At 45.0% G+C, this 21,764-nt stretch carries 17 protein-coding genes; 9 read left to right on the forward strand and 8 right to left on the reverse strand.

Annotated features, from left to right (window positions below; translation table 11 throughout):
- Positions 1 to 78: 78 nt before the first annotated feature.
- The 7 genes from FC652_RS02445 (at position 79) to fabV (ending at position 10,578) form a co-directional block, all read left to right on the forward strand.
- Entirely contained in the window at positions 79 to 750 is a 672-nt protein-coding gene (locus tag FC652_RS02445; protein ID WP_013571971.1) for an ABC transporter ATP-binding protein, read from the forward strand.
- Entirely contained in the window at positions 731 to 3,184 is a 2,454-nt protein-coding gene (locus FC652_RS02450) for an ABC transporter permease (protein ID WP_176297344.1), read from the forward strand. Before FC652_RS02445 ends, FC652_RS02450 begins: the two co-directional genes overlap by 20 nt.
- The gene (locus FC652_RS02455) at positions 3,185 to 4,309 is read left to right on the forward strand and encodes a lipocalin-like domain-containing protein (protein ID WP_176297345.1); all 1,125 of its coding nucleotides are present in this window, start codon (positions 3,185 to 3,187) and stop codon (positions 4,307 to 4,309) included. It begins immediately after the preceding gene.
- Positions 4,310 to 4,581: 272 nt separating this feature from the next.
- Positions 4,582 to 5,751 (forward strand): Na+/H+ antiporter NhaA, encoded by a 1,170-nt coding sequence (gene nhaA, locus FC652_RS02460; protein WP_176297346.1) that lies wholly within the window; start codon positions 4,582 to 4,584, stop codon positions 5,749 to 5,751.
- 468 nt (positions 5,752 to 6,219) lie between these two features.
- Positions 6,220 to 6,846, forward strand: a complete 627-nt coding sequence (locus tag FC652_RS02465; RefSeq protein ID WP_011080660.1) for a TetR/AcrR family transcriptional regulator — start codon at positions 6,220 to 6,222, stop codon at positions 6,844 to 6,846.
- 62 nt (positions 6,847 to 6,908) lie between these two features.
- Complete coding sequence (locus FC652_RS02470) at positions 6,909 to 9,194, forward strand: acyl-CoA dehydrogenase (RefSeq protein ID WP_176297347.1); 2,286 nt, start codon at positions 6,909 to 6,911, stop codon at positions 9,192 to 9,194.
- 181 nt (positions 9,195 to 9,375) lie between these two features.
- Positions 9,376 to 10,578, forward strand: a complete 1,203-nt coding sequence (fabV, locus tag FC652_RS02475; RefSeq protein WP_011080658.1) for an enoyl-ACP reductase FabV — start codon at positions 9,376 to 9,378, stop codon at positions 10,576 to 10,578.
- Positions 10,579 to 10,692: 114 nt separating this feature from the next.
- On the opposite strand, the gene FC652_RS02480 is transcribed toward fabV, so the two are convergent.
- Positions 10,693 to 12,375, reverse strand: a complete 1,683-nt coding sequence (locus tag FC652_RS02480; RefSeq protein WP_176297348.1) for an aspartate:alanine antiporter — start codon at positions 12,373 to 12,375, stop codon at positions 10,693 to 10,695.
- A 163-nt stretch (positions 12,376 to 12,538) separates the two neighbouring features.
- The gene (locus tag FC652_RS02485) at positions 12,539 to 12,802 is read right to left on the reverse strand and encodes a GrxA family glutaredoxin (RefSeq protein ID WP_011080656.1); all 264 of its coding nucleotides are present in this window, start codon (positions 12,800 to 12,802) and stop codon (positions 12,539 to 12,541) included.
- A gap of 274 nt (positions 12,803 to 13,076) precedes the next feature.
- On the opposite strand from FC652_RS02485, the gene FC652_RS02490 reads away from it, so the two are divergent.
- Positions 13,077 to 14,330, forward strand: a complete 1,254-nt coding sequence (locus FC652_RS02490; RefSeq protein WP_336886288.1) for an iron-containing alcohol dehydrogenase — start codon at positions 13,077 to 13,079, stop codon at positions 14,328 to 14,330.
- 86 nt (positions 14,331 to 14,416) lie between these two features.
- On the opposite strand, the gene FC652_RS02495 is transcribed toward FC652_RS02490, so the two are convergent.
- The 5 genes from FC652_RS02495 to FC652_RS02515 form a co-directional block, all read right to left on the reverse strand.
- Positions 14,417 to 15,271 carry a MurR/RpiR family transcriptional regulator gene (locus FC652_RS02495; protein ID WP_176297349.1) on the reverse strand — a complete coding sequence of 285 codons (855 nt, stop codon included), beginning with the start codon at positions 15,269 to 15,271 and terminating at the stop codon, positions 14,417 to 14,419.
- A 314-nt stretch (positions 15,272 to 15,585) separates the two neighbouring features.
- On the reverse strand, positions 15,586 to 17,244 hold the full coding sequence (gene panP / locus FC652_RS02500) for a pyridoxal-dependent aspartate 1-decarboxylase PanP (protein WP_176297350.1): 1,659 nt from the start codon (positions 17,242 to 17,244) through the stop codon (positions 15,586 to 15,588).
- A gap of 114 nt (positions 17,245 to 17,358) precedes the next feature.
- The gene (locus FC652_RS02505) at positions 17,359 to 17,871 is read right to left on the reverse strand and encodes a hypothetical protein (RefSeq protein WP_176297351.1); all 513 of its coding nucleotides are present in this window, start codon (positions 17,869 to 17,871) and stop codon (positions 17,359 to 17,361) included.
- Between the two features lie 74 nt (positions 17,872 to 17,945).
- Positions 17,946 to 18,851, reverse strand: coding sequence for a lysine exporter LysO family protein (locus FC652_RS02510; RefSeq protein ID WP_176297352.1), 906 nt, complete (start codon positions 18,849 to 18,851; stop codon positions 17,946 to 17,948).
- A gap of 158 nt (positions 18,852 to 19,009) precedes the next feature.
- Positions 19,010 to 19,930: an HDOD domain-containing protein gene (locus tag FC652_RS02515; RefSeq protein WP_176297353.1), complete on the reverse strand. Its 921-nt coding sequence runs from the start codon at positions 19,928 to 19,930 to the stop codon at positions 19,010 to 19,012.
- A 359-nt stretch (positions 19,931 to 20,289) separates the two neighbouring features.
- Between FC652_RS02515 and FC652_RS02520 the strand changes: the two genes are divergently transcribed.
- Positions 20,290 to 20,877, forward strand: a complete 588-nt coding sequence (locus FC652_RS02520; RefSeq protein ID WP_176297354.1) for a TfoX/Sxy family DNA transformation protein — start codon at positions 20,290 to 20,292, stop codon at positions 20,875 to 20,877.
- 143 nt (positions 20,878 to 21,020) lie between these two features.
- On the opposite strand, the gene FC652_RS02525 is transcribed toward FC652_RS02520, so the two are convergent.
- Positions 21,021 to 21,608: an FMN-dependent NADH-azoreductase gene (locus FC652_RS02525; protein WP_176297355.1), complete on the reverse strand. Its 588-nt coding sequence runs from the start codon at positions 21,606 to 21,608 to the stop codon at positions 21,021 to 21,023.
- Positions 21,609 to 21,764 lie beyond the last annotated feature (156 nt).

A 21,764-nucleotide genomic window follows, 5' to 3' on the forward strand; every position in this document is an offset into this window, starting at 1 on the left:
CTCAAAATACTTCCGGTTATCAGGTTTTTAGTGTAGATTCTTGTTCCAATTTCTCAAAGCAACAAAGTGATTCGATCAATGCTACAACTTTCAGACCTATGTAAAGGCTATGTGGATGGAGGCGAGTTTCATCCCGTACTACAAGGTGCTGAATTGTCCCTAAAGCAAGGGGAACAACTTGCTTTGATGGGGGAAAGTGGCTCTGGCAAAAGCACTTTGTTGAACTTGATTTCCGGCCTCGACATTGTTGATTCTGGCGAAATCATGTTTCCGGGATTTGCTATGAACGATGCTCCAGAGCATCTTCGAACTGCCTACCGCCGAAATAATATTGGCCATATCTTCCAGCAATTCAACCTGTTACCTACACTCAATATTGCCGACAATATTCGTTTTTGCCGCCAATTAAAGGGCCTTCCTGATGATAAGGGATTGTGGCGTCAAATTTTATCGGCTTTGGATCTCATGCCGCTTCTTGGGCGTTATCCGGAAGAAGTGTCTGGGGGACAACAGCAGAGAGCGGCCATTGCTCGAGCGTTGTATATGGAACCCAAATTGCTGTTGGCGGATGAACCCACTGGTAGCCTTGATGAACGCAATGCCGAAGCAGTGATGCGCTTACTCACCTCGCTTACCCGTCAGCTAGACTGCACCTTGTTGTTGGTAACACACAGTGAAAAAGTGGCCAAACACATGGAAGGGATGATTCGCCTGCAAGGGGGGCAACTGCATGTTATGGCCCGTAGTTAAGGCGCTACTTGGTCACTACAGACGTTACCCGCTACAAATATTATTGGTGTGGCTTGGCCTCACGTTAGGCGTGTCTTTATTGGTTGGTGTGACAGCCATCAATCATCATGCGCAAGAAAGCTATCAAAACGGTGAAAAACTCTTCAATAACCCTTTGCCGTACCGCATCCGCCCAAAGCACAGCGCCAATAAAATTCCACAAGGTTTCTATATTCAATTACGCCGAGCTGGCTTCCAGCAATGCACACCTTTCGACATGCACCAGATCAAAACGGCAGATGGGATGGGTCTAACGTTGATAGGTATGGATCCTGTTGCCATGTTGCAGTTGGAGAAAGAAACCTCTTTAAATCGCGCCACCTCACTGGCGTTAATGAATCCGCCATACCCGATTTTGATCAGCCAAGATTTAGCGAAACATATGGCTTGGCAAGATGGCGACTTTATTGCGTTAGACGATGGAAGCCAATTGGGGCCATTGAAGGTCGATCGAGATCAGCGTCTAAATGGCAGTCGTATGGTTGCAGATATCTCATTGCTGAGGATGCTAAAGCGTAGCTCCGGCCTCTCTGTCATCGCTTGCGCAGAAATGCCGCCAGAGAAGCTAGAACATTTGAAACGCTACCTGCCGAATGGCTTGACCTTAGTACGCAACAGCCAAGATGAATTGGAGTCGTTAACCAAAGCGTTTCACCTAAACCTCACGGCAATGGGCATGTTGTCATTTCTGGTCGGGCTATTTATCTTCTATCAAGCCATGTCTTTGTCATTGATCCAACGCCAGCCGCTTGTGGGAATTTTGCGCCAAACGGGTGTGACAGGTATGCAGTTGGCAAAAGCACTGTTGCTTGAACTCGCCATTCTCGTTTTAGTCGCGTGGGGATGTGGCAATTTATTGGGTCTCGTCCTCGCCAATGAACTGATTCCGGCTGTATCGGCTAGTTTAGGGGATTTGTACGATGCCAACGTTGGCCTTTCGATCGGTTGGAGTTGGGAATCGAGTTTATACAGCTTGTTGCTGGCGGTTTTGGGAGCGTTAATTTCCTGCCTTTGGCCGTTAATTCGCCTGCTAAAATCGCCACCGATACGACTCTCTTCCAAGCTTTCTCTGGTGAGATTTGCTGGTCGTGAATTTGCCTGGCAGGCGCTCGCTGCCTGTGGATTCAGTGTGGCAGCCATTGCGGTGTATCAGGCGCCTAAAACACCAGAATCAGGTTTTACAATCATTGCACTAATGCTGATGAGTGTGGCGTTGTTCACGCCTTTTTTAATGTGGAAGGTATTTAACAGCTTTTCTTATACTTTGCGCTGGGTGAATTTACGTTGGTTTTTCGCCGATATGGCTGCCAGTATGAGTTATCGTGGGGTCGCTATGATGGCATTCATGTTGGCGTTGGCTGCCAATATTGGTGTTGAAACCATGGTGGGCAGCTTCCGAGATACCACGGACAAATGGTTAACACAGCGTCTCGCAGCTGATCTCTATATTTACCCCACTAACAATTCCGCCGCACGTTTAAGTCATTGGTTGGAAGCTCAGCCAGAAGTGGATGAAGTGTGGTGGCGCTGGGAGAAAGAGCTGGCAGGGGAGCGTAACGTTGTTCAAGTGGTCAGCACAGGACCAAGTGATGGCGAGTTGGAAGCGCTTACGGTGAAGCTGGGCGTACCCAACTATTGGTATCACTTACATCATAGTAAAAGCGTCATGATCAGTGAATCGATGGCTTTAAAACTCGATATCCGACCCGGCGATTATCTTGATCTTGCTGCCCCTCTTGGGGGAGGCTGGCATGTGGTTGGCGTTTATTACGACTATGGTAACCCCTACAATCAAGTGCTTTTATCTCATCGGAACTGGCTTTATGCCTTTGCTGGTACGGGCAACGTTGGTTTAGGTGTGTTGTTAAAAGAAAACGTGAATGGTGAAGGTCTCAAGCATCGTCTAGAAAACATCTTTAGACTGACGTCTGAACGAGTGTTTGATAATAACAATATCTATAGTCAAGCGATGAGAGTCTTTGATCACACGTTCGCGATTGCCGACACCTTGGGCAACATTACACTCGTGATTGCGGTCTTTGGCCTCTTCTTTGCTACACTAGCTGGCGAAATGAGCCGTCAGAAAAATATTTCAATTTTACGTTGCTTGGGTGTATCGGGCAAAGAACTGATCGTTTTGGGTGGCCTACAGTTGTTTGTTTTTGGTGTAATTTCTGCTTTGATTGCGGTGCCTCTAGGCATGGCTTTAGCGACGTTAGTGGTTGATATTGTCATCAAGCAATCTTTTGGTTGGTCTTTGCAACTGCAGATCGATGTGTTTGAATACGGCCAAACCATTCTGTGGGCAATGATTGCGATTATGCTGGCAGGTGCGTTACCCGTGTTGCGCTTAATCAAAAACACACCAATGAAATCGCTAAGGGATTCGTTTTAAATGAAATCACATGCCGTGCAATCAAAGAATGCAGTACTGATTGCCATCTTCATCGTGGTGGCAATCAGTACGGCCTTTCTAGGCTGGTATTGGTCAAAACCTGGCGACAATAAGGGTCAAGATTATCATTTGAAAACCTCATTAGGCATTCAAGACAAAACCATATTTGAGCCAGTTTTGCCGAATAAAAAAGTGACTTTGCCGGATGATTTTAAGTTTCACGAGCAGTACCAACATGAATGGTGGCACTATTTCGCTACGCTAAAAGACGCACAAGAACAAGTTTATACTGTTCAGTTCAGCATGTTCCGTATTGCTACCGATGAAAGAGAAGTCAGTGGTTGGCAAAACCCACAACTTTATCTCGCAAACATTGTTCTTACCGACCCCAAAAATATTGTGTTTGAGCAAAGAGTGGCTCGCGGTGGTATTGGACAAGCGGGTTCCACGAATAAACCTTTCCGAATGTGGATCGATAACTGGTCGTGGAGAGCGTTGGGGAGCACTCCATTTCCGGGAAGCTTAAGTGTGGATACCGATGATTTTTCAATTGAGTTAGCAACAAGGACCGGTGGACCATTTGTGTTAAATGGTGATAAAGGCTACCAGATTAAACATGACTTAGAATCCGTTGCCTCTTTTAGTGTGAGTGCTCCCTTCTTGGATGTGAAAGGGATACTTTCTCTTGATGGACGCAGAATTGAGGTTGCTGGGCAAGCATGGCTGCAAAAAGAGTGGGGCAGTAACTTGTTCGGTGAAGGGCAGCAAGGCTGGGACTGGTTCACGTTGCAACTGGACAACGATAAAGCGTTAAGTGTGAGCCGTTACCGCCATCGAAGTAGGCTACCCTATATTTTTGGCACATTATCTACTACGTCTGGAAAAGTGATTCCTTTGACGGAAAAAGAAGTAACCATTTATCCGATTTTATACACCACGTTGACAGATGGTAGACGCGTGCCTTTGCAGTGGGCAATAGAAGTCCCTAGTCAGGATATTTACGTGCAGACGAAAGCGCTCTACGCAGAAATGTGGCTTCCATTCTTGATTCCATATTGGGAAGGGCCGATAGAAGTGTCGGGGAGCAAATCGGGTCACGGTTTCATGCAATTAACTGGTTATTAAAACAAAAGGTCCGATTGGGCCTTTTGTTTTATCTGTTACGATTTGTGAATAATAACGCGTTTGGCTAACATGTGTGCAACGTTGCCGCTATAATCTTTTCAATGGCTTGAAACATAAAACATCTGTAATACAACGACGTGATAATAGGTTTTTGTCGGAAAAACCGAAGTTAAACATCTAAACAAGCGATTATTCCTACAAAATGGTTATCTATACACTGCTGACATTCTTTGAAGTTCGTTGATTACGATTATAAATAAAAGGGTGAAATCATGAACGATGTCCTTCGTGACTTTTTTAAAATGGAATCTGCTGGCGGTATTTTGCTTGTGATCGCTGCCGCGATCGCAATGGTGATTGCAAACTCGCCTCTCAATGAAAGTTATCAAGCGATTTTGCATACTTATGTATTTGGCATGTCAGTATCTCACTGGATAAATGATGGCCTAATGGCAATTTTCTTCTTGCTTATCGGCTTGGAAGTTAAGCGTGAATTATTAGAAGGTGCATTGAAATCGCGTGAAACTGCGATCTTCCCAGCGATTGCCGCCGTGGGTGGTATGTTGGCACCAGCGCTTATCTATGTTGCGTTTAATGGCAATGATCCGGAAGCGATTAAAGGTTGGGCAATTCCAGCAGCGACCGATATTGCATTTGCTTTGGGTATCATGGCGCTGCTAGGTAAGCGCGTTCCTGTCAGTCTTAAAGTGTTCCTTTTGGCATTAGCGATCATCGATGACTTGGGCGTCGTTGTGATTATTGCACTCTTCTACAGTGGCGATTTGTCGACACTGGCGTTGACGATTGGATTCGCGATGACGGGTGTCTTGTTCATGCTAAACGCTAAGAATGTGACAAAGTTAATTTGGTATATCGTTGTCGGCTTTATCTTGTGGGTAGCGGTACTGAAATCGGGTGTCCATGCGACCTTGGCCGGTGTAGTGATTGGTTTCTCTATCCCATTACAAGGCAAAAAAGGTGAACACTCTCCGTTGAAACACATGGAACATGCGCTTCACCCATATGTTGCTTTTGCTATCTTGCCTGTCTTTGCTTTTGCTAACGCTGGTATCTCGCTTGAAGGGGTTTCTCTTTCTGGCTTGACTTCGATGTTGCCGCTCGGTATCGCACTAGGACTGTTGGTTGGTAAACCACTGGGTATATTCACCTTTAGCTGGGCAGCGGTGAAGTTTGGTGTGGCTAAATTGCCTGAAGGTGTGAACTTCAAGCACATTTTTGCCGTGTCGGTGCTCTGTGGTATCGGTTTTACCATGTCGATCTTTATTTCATCGCTGGCGTTTGGTGGTGCAAATCCAGAGTTTGATACTTACTCTCGCTTGGGCATTTTGATGGGTTCAACGACAGCAGCATTGCTAGGTTATTTCTTACTACACACATCACTGCCAAAAACGGCAGTTGAGAGCAAGAAAGCTGTAAGCTAACGGCTCCCCAACTTTCTTCCTTAAGCCCCTGCTAGAATGCAGGGGCTTTTTCTTGGTCGCTCTAAAGGCTGAAGATAAATCTGTACATAGAGAAGGATTACAACCACTTGGCATCGTAGTTGCGAGAAGAGCAAAAAAAAAGCCCAGTACCAATTGGGTCTGGGCAGATACAAACATAGGAGTTAATAAGATAAAGCAGCAACGTAACAGAAAGTAAGAAACAAGTTTGACGGCCAGTAGAACTTTAAATTGCCCTTTTTGTTACATCTATTCAGACCGCCTCAATTCTAAACAGTTCCAAAAAATTTTAAAAAAATTATTCATATTTTAAAAATCATTAAATTCAATCACATAACAAATAAAACCATCATCTGGTCGGACCAATGTTGAAAAGTGTGATGTTAATTGCTTGTTAATTTATGGTGTCAAACGTATATTTCAAACAGTTGTTTGATACGGGTGATTAAAATGGCTCCAAGAAGCAGTACAAAAGAAAAAATCCTTGATGTAGCCGAAGGTTTATTTGCGGAATACGGTTTTAATGACACGTCATTGCGCACCATAACGGGTAAAGCAGGCGTTAATCTTGCGTCCGTGAACTACCATTTTGGCGATAAGAAAACCTTAGTTCGTGCAGTACTTAACCGTTACTTAGAGGCACTGATGCCTGCGGTAAAGCAATCTCTGACTCAGCTCAATAGTCAAGAGAGCTATACGATGGATGAAGTGTTTGAGTCGCTTCGATTGCCGCTAAGAGAGCTCAATGATGTCAGGCCCAATGGTACCAGCCTTTTTATGCTTCTCATCGGTCGAGGCTATACCGACGTGCAGGGCCATCTAAGATGGTTTATCACGACACGTTATGCCGAAGTGCTGGAGCTTTTTATCGCCTCCATCCTAAAAGCCAACCCAGCGTTGACGGAAGAAAAACTATTCTGGCGTTTGCACTTCACTTTAGGTACGTGTGTTTTCACCATGGCTTCTAGCCAAGCGTTAGTGGAAATTGCAGACAGTAAATTTAATCAACAGACCGACGTGAAATCTGTCGTTGATCTATTGATTCCCTATCTCTCAGCCGGCATGTCCGCTGAGTAGCTATTATTAAAATACAAACAAGGACCAACAGGTTCCACCAAGTGAACAAAAGGATCTGAACTATGTGCTCTCTAAGAAAAAAATGGGTCAGCGACCCAGCATTTAAAATGTTCAAAAAAGTACTTCCTCCTTTGTCTGAAACAGAGAAGGAAGCAATGGAAGCGGGAAGTGTTTGGTGGGACGCGGAGCTGTTTTCTGGGAAGCCAGATTTCTCCAAACTGCATCATTATCCAAAACCGACCTTGTCGGCTGAAGAGCAAGCTTTCATTGATAACGAGCTAGAAACACTGCTTGCAATGCTCGATGATCATAAGATTGTGAAAGAAGATCGTGATCTACCGAAAGAGGTGTGGGAATACCTACGTAAAGAACGTTTTTTCTCACTGATCATTTCGAAGAAATATGGTGGCCGTCAGTTTTCTGCACTGGCGAACTCAACCATAGTAACCAAAATTGCGACACGCAGTATCAGTACCGCCGTGACGGTTATGGTACCGAACTCATTAGGCCCAGGTGAGCTCCTTTCTCACTATGGTACACAGGCACAAAAAGATTACTGGTTACCTCGTCTTGCCGATGGTACAGACATCCCTTGTTTTGCGTTGACGGGTCCAGAAGCTGGCTCGGATGCCGGTGGTATTCCCGATCAAGGCGTAGTCTGCTATGGCATGCATGAAGGCAAAGAAGTTCTTGGTATTCGTTTGAGTTGGAACAAGCGTTACATCACTCTTGCGCCTGTCGCAACCGTACTTGGTCTCGCATTTAAACTTCAAGACCCTGATCATCTGCTAGGTGATAAAACCGATGTTGGCATCACTTGTGCTTTGATTCCAGCTAATCATGAAGGTGTGGTGATTGGTGAACGTCATGATCCTCTAGGTCTGGCGTTCATGAACGGCCCAACTCGTGGCCACGATGTGTTCATCCCGATGGACTGGCTGATTGGTGGTGCGGATTATGCTGGTAAAGGCTGGCGCATGCTGGTGGAGTGTTTATCGGCTGGGCGTGGTATTTCACTGCCTGCGCTCGGCACAGCCATTGGTCATTTGACCACGCGCACAACGGGGGCATACGCCTATGTGCGCAAACAATTTGGCATGTCGATCGGTAAGTTTGAAGGTGTTGCAGAAGCGATGGGACGAATTGGCGGTTTGACCTACTTATTGGAAGCCACTCGTACTTTGACCACAACATCGCTCGATCTGAAGGAAAAACCTGGCATTGTAACCGCTATTGCTAAGTATCACATGACGGAGATGGCGAGAACGATTCTTGATGACTCGATGGATATTCACTCTGGTCGTGCGATTCAAGATGGTCCGATGAACTACCTAGCGACCCATTATCTTGGTATCCCCGTAGCGATTACGGTTGAAGGTGCCAATATTCTCACTCGTAACCTAATGATTTTTGGCCAAGGCGCAACGCGATGCCATCCTTACGTTTTGAAAGAAATGGAAGCAGCAGCGAACCCAGATGCCAAAGAAGGTGCGAAACAATTCGACGATTTGCTGTTTAAGCACATTAAACATGCCACGTTCAATACGCTCGGTGCCTTAGGTGCAGCGCTCACCGGCTCACGCTTTGTAAAAGCGCAAATGAGCGGCCCAACGCAACGTTACTATAAAGACATGACTCGTCTGAGTCGCGCCTTGGCGGTCAGTGCCGATTTTGCCATGTTAACGCTAGGCGGTGAACTGAAACGTAAAGAGATGATTTCTGCACGTTTGGGTGATGGCCTTAGCTATCTCTACATGGCCTCTGCGGCATTGAAAAAATATGAAGATGAAGGTCGTCAACAATCGGATCTCAACTTCGTCCATTACGCAGTGCAGCACTGCTTGCATCACGCAGCGAAGTCGTTGAACGAAGCCTATGCTAACTTCCCGGTGAAATATGTCGGTGGCGTGCTCAAAGGGCTACTATTCCCACTTGGCAATCACTTTGCTAAACCAAGTGATGAACTCTGTGTGGATATTGCGGAAGCGATGATGACCCCAGGCGTGCAGCGCGACCGACTGACCAATCTCTGCTATATCGGCAAAGAGAAAGAGGACAGTGTTGGTTTAATGGAACAAGCGTTTCTTGCGATGTATGACATCAAACCGCTGGAGCGTAAGCTGATGAAAGCGGCAAAAGATGGCAAAGTGGCTCGTAAAGGCTTGCTGGCTGAGCGTCTGCAACAAGCGCTAGACGCCGATGTGCTAACGCAAAGTGAAGTGGATAAAATCTTGGCCGCCGATAAACTGCGTTACCAAGCAATCCAAGTGGATCACTTCAGCTTTGACTTCTCAAAGACGCTTACCAATGCGCCTGAGAAAAAAAAGAAGTTAACTAGCGCGGCGTAGCACCATCGCAGTGAAGAGACGAACCAAGCACCTCAAATGAGGTGCTTTTTCGTATGGTTAGCAATAGAAATCGGTGCATAGAGCTCCAACCACTTGCATTTTCAGCGCATTTTTACAGAAATTAGATGCGAATAGGCGACGAACCTTTTATCCTTACACAGTTTTTTAAAGGAAGTTGAATATGATCATCAAACCTAAAATTCGTGGATTTATCTGTACTACAACGCACCCAGTGGGTTGTGAAGCTAATGTAAAAGAACAAATTGCTTACACCAAAGCACAAGGCCCTATCAAAAACGCACCAAAACGCGTACTTGTTGTGGGTGCATCCAGTGGCTACGGCTTATCTTCTCGTATTGCAGCTGCTTTCGGTGGTGGTGCCGCCACTATCGGTGTTTTCTTCGAAAAAGAAGGCTCAGAGAAGAAACCAGGCACCGCAGGTTTTTACAATGCCGCAGCATTTGAGAAACTGGCTCGTGAAGAAGGTTTGTACGCAAAAAGCTTAAACGGCGATGCGTTTTCTAACGAAGCAAAACAAAAAACAATCGACCTAATCAAAGAAGATTTGGGTCAAGTGGATATGGTTGTTTACTCTTTGGCTTCGCCTGTTCGTAAGTTACCAGAAACGGGCGAACTTATTCGTTCAGCGCTAAAACCTATTGGCCAAACTTACACCTCAACGGCGGTTGATACCAACAAAGACATCATTATTGAAGCCAGTGTGGAACCTGCAACTGAGCAGGAAATCCAAGACACGGTAACGGTTATGGGTGGTGAAGACTGGGAACTTTGGATCAATGCGCTAGCAGAAGCGGGTGTGCTGGCAGACGGTTGCAAAACCGTTGCTTACAGCTACATCGGTACTGAATTAACCTGGCCTATCTACTGGGATGGTGCGCTGGGTAAAGCGAAAATGGATCTCGATCGCGCAGCGTCTGCACTGAACGATAAACTCTCTGCCACTGGCGGTAGTGCAAATGTTGCAGTGCTTAAATCTGTTGTGACTCAAGCAAGTTCAGCGATTCCAGTGATGCCTCTGTATATCGCGATGGTCTTCAAAAAGATGCGTGAAGAAGGCGTTCACGAAGGTTGTATGGAACAGATCTACCGCATGTTTAGCCAGCGTCTGTATAAAGAAGATGGCAGTGCGGCAGAAGTGGACGAGAAAAACCGTCTTCGCCTCGACGATTGGGAATTGCGCGATGATATTCAAGAGCATTGCCGTAACCTATGGCCACAAATCACCACTGAGAATCTAAAAGAGCTGACTGACTACGTTGAGTACAAAGAAGAGTTCTTGAAGCTATTTGGTTTCGGCATTGATGGCGTAGATTACGAAGCAGACGTTAACCCAGACGTTGCAACGGATTTTATTGCTATCTAGTTTCTATACCGTAGCACAGCATCAAACTGGGTTGTGCTACCGTCAACGAAACAGACAAATAGAATGAAAAAGGCGCTTGTAAGCGCCTTTTTTGTATCCAAAGAGTGTGTTTGGTTAGCTGAGTATGATCAAAATGGTGCCTGCTAAGGTCATTAAGATATTGGCAATCGCGTAAGTGCCGGCATAACCTAATGCTGGAATCGTTGATTTGGCGTACTCGTTAACAATGTCCATTGCGGGTGCACATGTCCTCGCACCGATGATGGCGCCAAATAGCAGTGCTCGGTTCATTTTCAGCACATAAGCCCCAACCAAATAAGCAAAAAAGACCGGGACGACACTGACCAAAAACGCAATACCAATGATTTGTGGGCCAACTTGCGTCAGATGCTCTGCCATTTTTCCACCTGCACTTAAACCGATACCGACCATAAAGATCATCAGCCCTAGATCTTTGACCATGTTGAGTGCCCCTTGAGGCACGTAACCGAATGTTGGGTGATTCGCTCGCAAAAATCCTAAGGTAATACCTGAAAGCAGCAGGCCGACAGCGTTACCTAAGCTAAAAGAGACTTGACCAAATGTCATGGTCACCAAACCAAACATAATGCCTAAGATAAAGAAACTACAGAAGGCAAGTAGGTCTGCAATTTGACTGTGAATCGAGATAAAGCCGATTCGTTCTGCAAGACCATGCACACGGCTTTTTTCTCCACTGACCTGTAAAATATCACCTTTCGCAAGCACGATATCGAGATCCATCGGCATCTCAATTTGCGCACGGATGACTCGGTTTAGGAAACAGCCGTACTCAGAAAGATTGAGTTCTGACAGTCGTTTGCCGGCGATGGCATCACTTTTAACGACTATCTGCTCTTCAACGATGCGAAGGTCAAGAAGATTGCGGTCAAACACTTCTTTGCCGTTACGAAAGCTTGGATCGAGTCGCGCATGGCTGTCGGGAAAACCTACCAAAGCGATTTCATCACCTTCTTGCAAAATGGCATCCCCGTCTGGATGTGCCAAGATGCCATGGCGACGAATTCGTTCAATATAACAACCCGTCTGACGATAGATGCCCAGCTCACGCAGGTTTTTCCCGTCGGTCCAGTTGATTAGCTCTGGACCCACTCGGTAAGCTCGAATAATCGGTAGATAAACCTTACGTTGTCCAGAGCCTCCCAAGCCACGTTCTTGGGCAATTTGCTGCGCTGAATCAGAGAGGTTTTGCTTTTGTAAACGAGGTAGCAGTTTGGCAAACATAATCATACTGATTAAACCAACCAAATAAGCCATAGCATAGCCAACTGAAAGATTCTCGAGCACCAGAGAAAACTCCATGTTTCTCGGAATCGTTGCTAACCCTGAATTTAGTGCATCTTGAGCACCTACCAGCACGGGAGTGGCAGTGAGTGCGCCTGCCATCATTCCAGCAGATAGGCCGAAATCTAACCCCATAAAGTGGCTAGCGAAGTAGGAGATAGACACCGCTGTCACCAGTACAACCATGCTGAGTGTGAAGTAGTGTTTTCCATCGCGGAAAAAGATGCCAAAAAAATTGGGTCCAGCTTCAATACCAACACAGTAAATAAACAGCATAAAGCCTATGGTTAAGGCTTCCGCGTTAAATGAGAAACCGAGATGCCCCATGATCAATGAGGTGATCAATACGCCAATGGAGTTGCCGAGTTGCATGTTGGCTATACGCATTTTTCCAATGGCTAAGCCAATGGCCAATACCACAAAAATCAGTAGTATTGGATTTTGCTGAAGAAGAAGTACGACGTCTATGTTCACGTTGTCGCTCAAACAGTTTGGTTCAGGAACAGGGTTAGAGTCGGATTGTAACTAAATATCAATAAAAGATAAGTGAAATTTTTTAAGATCTCTAATTAGTTAGATTGTTTTGAACAAACCCAATAAAAAACCCGCTGATTCAGCGGGTTTTTTACGAAACTTGCTAGTCAAACAGACCAAGATGCTCTTTAGCGTATGCTTCGAAATCGTCACAACCACCTATGTGTTGTTGATCGATAAAGATTTGTGGCACTGTTTCTACAGGTTTACCTACGGTTTTCTCTAGGTCGGCTTTAGAAATGCCTTCTGCTTGAATATCAACGTAACGGTAATTGAAATCATCACGTTTAGCTTTAAGAGTTTCTGCGTGTTCTTTTGCACGAACACAGTAAGGGCATGCCGGACGACCAAAGATAACTACGAACATGTTCTTTCTCCTTTATTTTGATACCGCAACTATGCCCGATCCTTTGTCGGAAATAAAGAGACAAATGCCTGTTGTTTCAATAGGGAAAAGCTATCGAATAAGAGTTAGTCAGTTTGCTTATAGAAGCAGTGTGAAGCAGGTTATAAACCACCACAAAAAAAAAGGTCATTTGCGACAAGTTGCACTGGGTCAATTTTTTTACGTACAAAGCAAGGCAGAGTGAAATAATGCTTGAGACTAGCGACGAATTTCGATTCAAGAGAGGCAAGTTAGTATGTTCCAATTTATGACCGCGACAAGAATTATTTTTGGCGAAGGGGCCTTACACTCCTCGCTGTCAATATTAAGTCAGTTTGGGTACAGCGCATTGTTGGTGACCGGTAAGGATCTGGCCAGGGCAATGCCCATCGTGAGTTATTTCAAATCGCAGAACATTCGCTATCAACATGTCGCGATCAGTGGCGAGCCAAACATCACTATGGTTGAAGAAACGGCTGTATTAGGACGGAAGTTTAAGCCAGATATGGTCGTCGCCATTGGTGGAGGGAGTGTCATTGACATGGGGAAAGCGCTGGCAGCGATCATTCCAAATCAAGGTGACGTGTACGACTACGTCGAAGTGGTGGGCAGAAATGTGCCATTAAAAACACAACCCATACATTTTATTGCCATTCCGACGACGGCCAGCACGGGATCGGAAGTGACGCGAAATGCGGTATTAAAATCGGGCCAGGATAAAGTGAAAGTGAGTCTGCGCAGTCCAGATATGCTGGCTGATGTGGCGATTGTCGACCCGACACTCACCTATGGTACTGATGCCTATACATCCGGTCGTGGCGCGATGGATGCCTTTACCCATTTAATGGAAGCTTATGTATGCGGGGAGCCAAATCCGCTGACCGATATGATTTGCGAAGAGGGTTTGCGCCGATTGAGCAGCTCAATCTTGCCAGGATGTTTACAAGATGATTACAAGGCTCGCTCTGATCTGTCTTTTTCCGCCATGCTCGGTGGAATGGCGATTACTAATGCGAAGTTAGGTGCGGCTCATGGTTTGGCTTCGGCTTTGGGAGGGAAACTGGATGCTCCTCATAGTGTGATTACGGCTCAACTGGCGCCCCACGTCATGAATGAGAACATTATGGCCGCGCGCGAAGCAGGCAGGGCTGATGTATTGTCGCGCTATAAATCGTTATCAAGATTGGTCACTAATAACCCTAATGCGTCAGAGTTGGATGGGGTTGAATGGGTCAGAAATGTATTAGCGAAATTACAGCTTCCAGAGCTCGGGCAGTTTGGTGTTTGTGCTACGTCTTTTGATGTTGTCGCAGAAGATGCATTACGCTCCGTGGCGATCAAAGGCAATCCACTACCGTTAACCAAAGCGCGTTTGATCTATATTTTGGATCAGGTGTGTCAGTGCGGTTTGAATGTCGAACAACCTGAGCAAGGGGCAGCAACATCTGCTGAAATAATTTGTAACGAAGTACTGAATTCTCAGCAAAAAGAGGGCATGGGTACAAAGTGACAAGTGGTTTGGACATCTGCAGTGCTAGCGGCTTTACTGATTAAAATGAAAACGGAACCGTTAGGTTCCGTTTTCATTATTGAGCACTAGAAGTGAGAAAGTTTGTCATAACGACTATCTTTCAGCGCCTCTTTCACGCGTTTCAAATTTTCTCTAAAACCAGAACCGCGTCTTAAGGTAAAGCCAGTTGCGAGCACGTCGATGACCGTCATTTGCACAACGCGACTTGCCATTGGCATATAGACATCAGTATCTTCAGGAACGTCGAGGGAGATGGCTAATGAGGCCGCTTTTTCTAGAGGTGAGTCTTTGGCTGTAACTGCGATAACCGTTGCGCCATTTTCTCGTGCTAGGTTGGCAATTTCGACCAAACTCTTGGTACGGCCAGTATGCGAAATCAATACGAAGACATCATTGTCACTGCAATTGATGCAGCTCATACGTTGCATCACGACATCTTCAAAACAAGTAATTGGAATATTAAAACGAATGAACTTGTTTTGTGCGTCTTTTGCAACAGCAGACGATGCTCCTAGGCCAAAAAATGAGATACGTTTTGCTTGCGTCAGCAAATCAACAGCTCTGTTAACCTGCATTGGATCGAGGCTATTTTTAGCGACATCTAAGCACGCCATTGTCGATTCGAAAATCTTGTGGGTGTACGCATCTGGGCCGTCATCTTCTTCGACATTACGGTTTACATATGGCGTACCATTGGCCAGGCTCTGCGCTAAGTGGAGTTTAAAGTCAGGAAAGCCTTTCGTGTCCAATCGGCGACAAAAACGGTTAACCGTAGGCTCACTGACGTCAGCCATCTTAGCCAGTGTAGCAATGCTAGAGTGAATTGCAGTTTGTGGAGACGCCATGATTACTTCCGCAACCTTACGTTCAGATTTACTGAAATTCTCCAAATTTTTTTGAATTTTTTCTAATGTGTTCATAGTGTTCACGAGGGCATAGAGAACAACTCGCTGACTCTATCGCGATGACTGAAACTGCTCTTGGGCAAAGTGCAAATCACCAACGATAAACCGCTATCAGCGCCATAAAATGAGTATAAACCGATTAATCAGTGTGACTAAACCAAATAGCCATACTATTTGGTGAGAATTTGACAAGCCTCAAACAAAATTTTGTTTAAACTACAAAACTGAATGTTTGAACGTTTTACCGGGGTTTATCTGGCACGATATTGATGTTGAAATTACAGCAAAACGAAAGAAAATTTCATTTTGCTGTACTGACAAAGAAATCGTCATTTTGTCAAATTCGACAAAATTTCATCCGAAAACTGATGGATTTTAGCCAAAAGGTTTGGCGCTTCGTGGGTAATAATTTGCCTTTGCTCTTGCAAAACGCTTGAGAGTATATCAACGCTCGTAAGTGGGTTTGCCAACACAACGCGAAAAACAATCGTATTCATCCGAGACCACTGTGCTGGGTTTAAACGAGTACGCGACACAAATGAACGGCCTGTTTCGCGTTGGCGTTTTTGCGTGAACTTGGTTAGTTCATTGAGCATGTCATTCAGCTTTGCTTGCTGTTCAATATCTGCGCACAGCAGTGCTTTTTTAACGTTTTCTGGAATGTAGCGATAGGTGAGTAAGCAGAGTTCTGGTTCGGAGATCAGTTCGAAATCGTTTTGCTGCTTAATCAAATTAGCAAAATACTTCGCTTTTTCTATGCTTTGGTTAATCAAGAGCTCATAGCCCGGGCGGCTAATAATATGCATACTCGCGTAGACAAGCATCGCCATTCCAGAGCGTGAACCCTCCAGAGTGTGGCTGCCAAGGTCTTTTGAACCTTTGCGCAGAATATACTGTGCATGGTGCTCGATCGATTTCATCGCACTGGGATCTTTGAACAGCACCATCCCGGCTCCCATAGGTATATAAAGCTGCTTATGTGCGTCAATGGTGACAGAGTCAGCCAGTTCAACACCGTCCAACAGATAGCGATATTTATTCGACATCAAGGTCGCTCCGCCCCATGCGGCATCCACGTGGAAGTGACATTGATGTTTGTGACATACTTTTGCGATAGCGGCCAATGGGTCAACACTACCGGTTTCGGTGGTTCCCGCCACGCCAACTACAGCAAACACTTTAATTCTCTCAGCTTCAAGCTTCCGAATTTTCGCGTCTAATGCTTCTGGGCAAATACGATTATTCTCATCGGTTTTGATCGCAATTAGGCCTGCTTGACCAATGCCAAGAACATCGGCCGCTTTTTTAAGAGAGTAGTGTCCACGCTCTGAGACCAATACAGCTAATCCTTCATAGCCATAATGTTTCATGGCTTGGAAAAGCCCTTCCTTCTCGACGCCTTTAAAAGCACCATCAGCCCGTAGGGCATTATTACGCGCTACCCAAAGAGCGGTGATGTTAGCAATGGTTCCACCGGAGCAAAATGCACCGAGTGAATGCTCAGCACTGTGCATCCAACGAGAGTAGAAATGCTCGTCTTGCGAATAGATAAGGCGATGAAGCATACCCAGCACTTGGCGTTCTAACGGCGTAAAGGCTTTAGACGTTTCAATTTTTACCAAGTTTTGGTTTAGTGCGATCATAATTTTTGATAAAGGCATCAAAAAATAGGGGAGTGCGGAGGTCATATGACCAATAAAACTTGGCGACGAGGTATGCACAGAGTGTGAAACCAAAGTATTTAGCAAATGCTCGGTGTGATCAGAAACAAACGACGGTCTTTCCGGGATCTGAGCAGAAGAAAAGTCTTTCTCGATTTCACGCAAAGGCTTTTCTTCTGCAACGATGTGCTCACCGAGAAATTTATTTAAGTTTTGTGATAGCTTAGCTTCGATTTGAGTCAGGGTTGAGTCTGGACCTTCAGGAATAGTGAAGATCTTAAGTAGGCTTTCAAAGCTGACATCAGCGATTTTTTGTTCCATTGCCATATAACAAATCGATTTAATTATACTAGTAGTTCGAGCCAGACAATCTAAACCAAAACGGGAACAAAGTCCCGTTTTAATTAACAAATCATCGTTTACTGAAATGATAGGGAGAGCTTAGTGACACTTGGCTTCAGCCACTTTTGCAATGGCTTGGTTGTATTTCACCAGGGCAGTATCGATTTGTTGAGGATGGCTCAATAAATCGGCAAAAGCAGAACGGAGTTCATAGTTTTTTTCGTGGTTTGCTGCTTGGCGATCATTGAAAGTGCGCTTAGCTATTTCACCCAAATCATCACTGCGGCTAGCGAGCTGTTTAATGTCGTTTTGTTCGAGTTGTAGCCAACTTTCGACCGGCTTTTCGACCGAAACTCGGCTTGGGTCATGTTGCAAGTAATAGTGAACAGCAGCGCGATTCAGTTCGAAGTGGTGTTTGCGCCCTTCAAGGAACCAACTACTTACTTCGGTTAACTCAGGGTATTTAGCCGAAGTGAGATCGGCAAGGTCTGCGTACCAGTTCAATGATGCATCGATATAAGCATCGTACTTTTGGGCCAAGCATTGCTCATTGGCGGCCAAGGAGAATGTAGATGTCGAAGCTAGCATCAGCGCCACAACGAAGCGTTTCATAGAGATTCCTTTTTGAAAGCGGTTATTATTTTTTAACGCGTAGTTTATACGATGTTACACGCCTATCCTGAGATCTAGCTAGCAAGTGAAACAAAGAATAGCATCAGCACGGGCACGAGCAGACTCAGGATAAAACCACTTACAATCGCGATGGGCACACATCTTACCCCTCCCGTAGTTTGAATAACGGGTAGGGTGAAATCCATTGCCGTGGCGCCGGCGTAGCCGATTGCCGTGCAAGGGCGGGTTCGAATCAAAAGTGGAATAACAACCAAAGCGAGCAGTTCCCGCAGTAGCTCGATCATGAAAGAAGCTCCACCAAATATTGGGCCGAATGCGTCGCCCATCAAAATTCCAGCCAATGAATACCAGCCAAATCCTGACGCCATTGCTAGTGCTTGATAGACAGGAATATCCAGTATTTCCCCTGCAATCAAACCACCAATTAGCGACGTAACGATGATAACCAGCGCAATCACCATCCCTTGCTTATTAAGTAGGATTTGCTTTAGCGTTAAGCCACTATTGCGCAGTTGAATCCCGATGAAGAACAACAATACGAATAGGATCCATTCACTAGCCGTGTCTACCCACTCCAAGCCAATCGGTAGGATCAAACCAGCAAGCAATCCACCACCTACGACGAAAATCAGTTTCAGTGATTCCAGCGCCATCGCGGATAGTGGTGGTTTTTTCTGTGAAGTGTCCGTTACAACAGGAAGAAGACGATCAATCAAGGGTAAGACCGCTAAATTACATAGACCCAAGCAAAGAAAAAATGTGCCAGTATAGGTCAAAATAACCTGCAAATTTGCGCTTAGGTTATCTAAAGCAGCTAAGCTCAAGCCCATCAGTGACAAAATCACGTAGATAAGATGAGAGGTGGTTTTATTAATCCGAGCGAGTGTTGAAGTGCTAGCGATTGGAATTAAGTACCCTACTACAAGAGGGGCGAAGATAAATAGCATCCCTGAAAGCATGAAAGCTCCTGATAATAAGTCGTCGAAGATAAAGCGTAATTATCTTCGGACGTAGAGTCCGTCCATAGGGACAATCACTATATTTTGGCGGTTTTCGCATTGATATAGAGTTAAATGTATTGATTCATGCCGGTTCTGTATCATTGGATTAACGCATACTAAAAACCACTGGAATTCAATACGTGTTGCGTCATCTCTTGGAATCTTTCTTCGGATAGATTGCTTAATTCAAACAACACTTCCGCACCATCTAGATTGAACTCAACTTCATGTTCATCTATGCGTTCATCTTGGTTTCTGTACATTAAGAGGTGATTGGCGATGCGAGCGATATCGAGATAGCTTACTTCTGGCCGGTGGCTGTTTAACACTTGATTCGATGACACTTCTATAAAATCGTCGTCAAACTCCCATGTTTTCAAAACCAGTCTACTCGTTGCGGAACAACGGGTTTGGAATATTTGTAACGCAATTTGATGATCGAGATAATTACCTTTATCGAGGTAAAAATGATATTCGTTCACTAAACAAAAAAGGCCGATATCAGCAAGCAAACCAACGAGTAACGCTTTTTCTGCTTCTAAATAGTGATACCTATCAGGAGCTCTTTGCTTGAAGGCATTAACGACCATCACCATGACTGCGCCTAACTGCCGCGAGACTGCAGCACTGTTCATTAGTACGGCGTTACACTCTTTACTCAGATTAACGGAATGTTTCAGCTGCTCAATTGCTTGAGCGGTAACAATGTCTCTTACTCGTAGAATACCCAAGCGTGACACAGCGGTTGTTAAATCTGTGCAGGTAATGTTTCTGCGGTTAAAAATGACGGAATTTGCAACGCGAATAACAATAGCCGCTAGACTTGGGTCTTCTAGAAGACAGTCCGCTATATCGTTTATGCCGGTGGTTTCCTGAGTGCAGAGTTGCTGAATTTTCAAGACCGCTTCAGGTATGGGTGGCAAGGTTACCTTACCAGTAGAAAGTGAATGTTCAACAAGTTGAGCGAACTCACTCTCCAAGGCTTGTATTAACAAGTCTTTATTATTGGGTAGCCAAAAAAACGATAGATGTTCCATAACTTAGATAGTTAATTTGTTTTGGTACAGTGTACTAGTTACGGGTGAGTAAGTGCAACAGAATGCTACAGGTGTCGAGACTTGTTTGGCGAATATTTGTACGACTCGTTCGTGGCGATATGATTATTCATCAGTTGGGTTTTGTTTATTTATGTGAAATAGCTCACGATGGTTGAGTGCTCAAAACTTTCTTTGTGACGCGAATCTCGAACTATTTTTTTTTGTTCAGTATGATTCTGGTTGCTAATTTCAATAATCAATAAACAAATAATTACTTTTCTATATATTTTCTTCGCTTATTACAAAATGCTGCTATCTGGTGACAAAACTAATCGGGGTAATCTTTGATTTAGGAGTCAATGGATATGACAGAACAAGCTTTTTTTGACTACATCAATAAGTTTGGTGAATTCCAGAAACGATCTATGTTTGGTGGTGTTGGCCTTTTTGCTGACGATGCTATGTTTGCATTGGTGAGCGAGGGTGCTTACTACTTGCGTGGTGGTGACAATTTAGATGAGGAGTTTACTCAGTTAGGTTGTGAGAAATATCGTCATGTTAAGAGACAAACTACTGCAACAGTTAATTATTATGAAATCTCGAATTTATTCGGCAAGCACAGTGTTGAGCTTGATCGTTTGGTAAAACAATCTATCGAATGTTCCGTAAAGCAGCGTAATTTTCAGAAATCTTCTGCCAGTCGTCGGCTGAGGGACTTGCCTAATATGCAGTTAACGCTGGAGCGCATGGTTAAGAAGGCGGGCATAGAGGATGTTGAAACCTTTATGGAGCTGGGAGCAATTGAAGTCTTCAATCGAGTTAAGCAAGCCTATGGTAATGATGTGGACGTTAAGTTGCTGTGGAAATTTGCCGGTGCGGTAGAGGGTATCCATTGGAAACTATTGCAAGAGCCTCGTCGTAAGCAGTTGTTGGCGGCTTGTTGTTAGTTGCTGTGTCCCTTCTTACCTTTTTCTTTTGCAGAGCAATAGCGCCCTCACGCCATGTGAGGGCAAATGAAAGTGACATGCGTTGAGCAAAAGGCAAATCCATCCGTGTGCACGTCAAGCAGTGGTTTATTCAGGTCGTTTGATTATGCAGTGAGTGATGCTAGGTGGTTGCTTGCATACGCCAAACCTTTCTCCGCAGACTCTGCACCCATGTTCAGTGCTTCTGCATAGACAAACTCAACTTCGGTAATGCCGACAAAGCCCAGCACGGTTTTTAGGTATGGTGTGATAATGTCATTTGCGCTGTCTTTGTGCACCCCACCGCGAGTGGTTACAATCACCGCTTTCTTGCCGTCAATTAGGCCTTTCGGGCCTTGCTCGGTGTAGGTAAAAGTAACGCCGGCACGTGCAATCAAGTCAATCCAGTTTTTTAGTTGTGTCGGAACAGTGAAGTTGTACATCGGTGCTGCAATGACAAGAATGTCAGCGGCGTTCACTTCGCGAATCAGAGTATCTGATAGATCAACGATGGCTTGTTGCTCTGCAGTCAGAGCCTCTGTGGCACGCAGTGCTGTGGCTACCTGAAAATCTAGCATTGGCAGCGGCTGCTGAGCGAGGTCGCGGACGACAACATTCTGTTGGTCGAATTTATTGATGAACTCGTCAACCAGTTTGTTGGATTGAGAGTAATCACCAAGGATGCTTGATTTTAGTACCAGTAAACGAGACATAATGAGTTCCTTCAATGAGTGTTCAAACTATGGAGCCATTCTACCCATCACGCTCAGGTGATGAAGTGTTGAAATTTGCTCATCTCATTCAAAAAAATTGAATAAACCAAGTTAGGGTCAATTGCTTAACGCTATGCTACAATCCGCGCAGTTTTA

Source organism: Vibrio sp. 05-20-BW147 (assembly GCF_013369385.1).
Lineage (GTDB): Bacteria > Pseudomonadota > Gammaproteobacteria > Enterobacterales > Vibrionaceae > Vibrio > Vibrio floridensis.

Coding starts and splice junctions, on each gene's coding strand:
- FC652_RS02450 (WP_176297344.1), top strand. CDS start 731: ATGTTATGGCCCGTAGTTAAGGCGCTACTTGGTCACTACAGACGTTAC.
- FC652_RS02520 (WP_176297354.1), top strand. CDS start 20,290: ATGGATATGACAGAACAAGCTTTTTTTGACTACATCAATAAGTTTGGT.
- FC652_RS02490 (WP_336886288.1), top strand. CDS start 13,077: ATGTTCCAATTTATGACCGCGACAAGAATTATTTTTGGCGAAGGGGCC.
- FC652_RS02470 (WP_176297347.1), top strand. CDS start 6,909: ATGTGCTCTCTAAGAAAAAAATGGGTCAGCGACCCAGCATTTAAAATG.
- FC652_RS02525 (WP_176297355.1), bottom strand. CDS start 21,608: ATGTCTCGTTTACTGGTACTAAAATCAAGCATCCTTGGTGATTACTCT.
- FC652_RS02485 (WP_011080656.1), bottom strand. CDS start 12,802: ATGTTCGTAGTTATCTTTGGTCGTCCGGCATGCCCTTACTGTGTTCGT.
- FC652_RS02515 (WP_176297353.1), bottom strand. CDS start 19,930: ATGGAACATCTATCGTTTTTTTGGCTACCCAATAATAAAGACTTGTTA.
- nhaA (WP_176297346.1), top strand. CDS start 4,582: ATGAACGATGTCCTTCGTGACTTTTTTAAAATGGAATCTGCTGGCGGT.
- FC652_RS02510 (WP_176297352.1), bottom strand. CDS start 18,851: ATGCTTTCAGGGATGCTATTTATCTTCGCCCCTCTTGTAGTAGGGTAC.
- panP (WP_176297350.1), bottom strand. CDS start 17,244: ATGGCAATGGAACAAAAAATCGCTGATGTCAGCTTTGAAAGCCTACTT.
- fabV (WP_011080658.1), top strand. CDS start 9,376: ATGATCATCAAACCTAAAATTCGTGGATTTATCTGTACTACAACGCAC.
- FC652_RS02445 (WP_013571971.1), top strand. CDS start 79: ATGCTACAACTTTCAGACCTATGTAAAGGCTATGTGGATGGAGGCGAG.
- FC652_RS02455 (WP_176297345.1), top strand. CDS start 3,185: ATGAAATCACATGCCGTGCAATCAAAGAATGCAGTACTGATTGCCATC.
- FC652_RS02465 (WP_011080660.1), top strand. CDS start 6,220: ATGGCTCCAAGAAGCAGTACAAAAGAAAAAATCCTTGATGTAGCCGAA.
- FC652_RS02495 (WP_176297349.1), bottom strand. CDS start 15,271: ATGAACACATTAGAAAAAATTCAAAAAAATTTGGAGAATTTCAGTAAA.
- FC652_RS02505 (WP_176297351.1), bottom strand. CDS start 17,871: ATGAAACGCTTCGTTGTGGCGCTGATGCTAGCTTCGACATCTACATTC.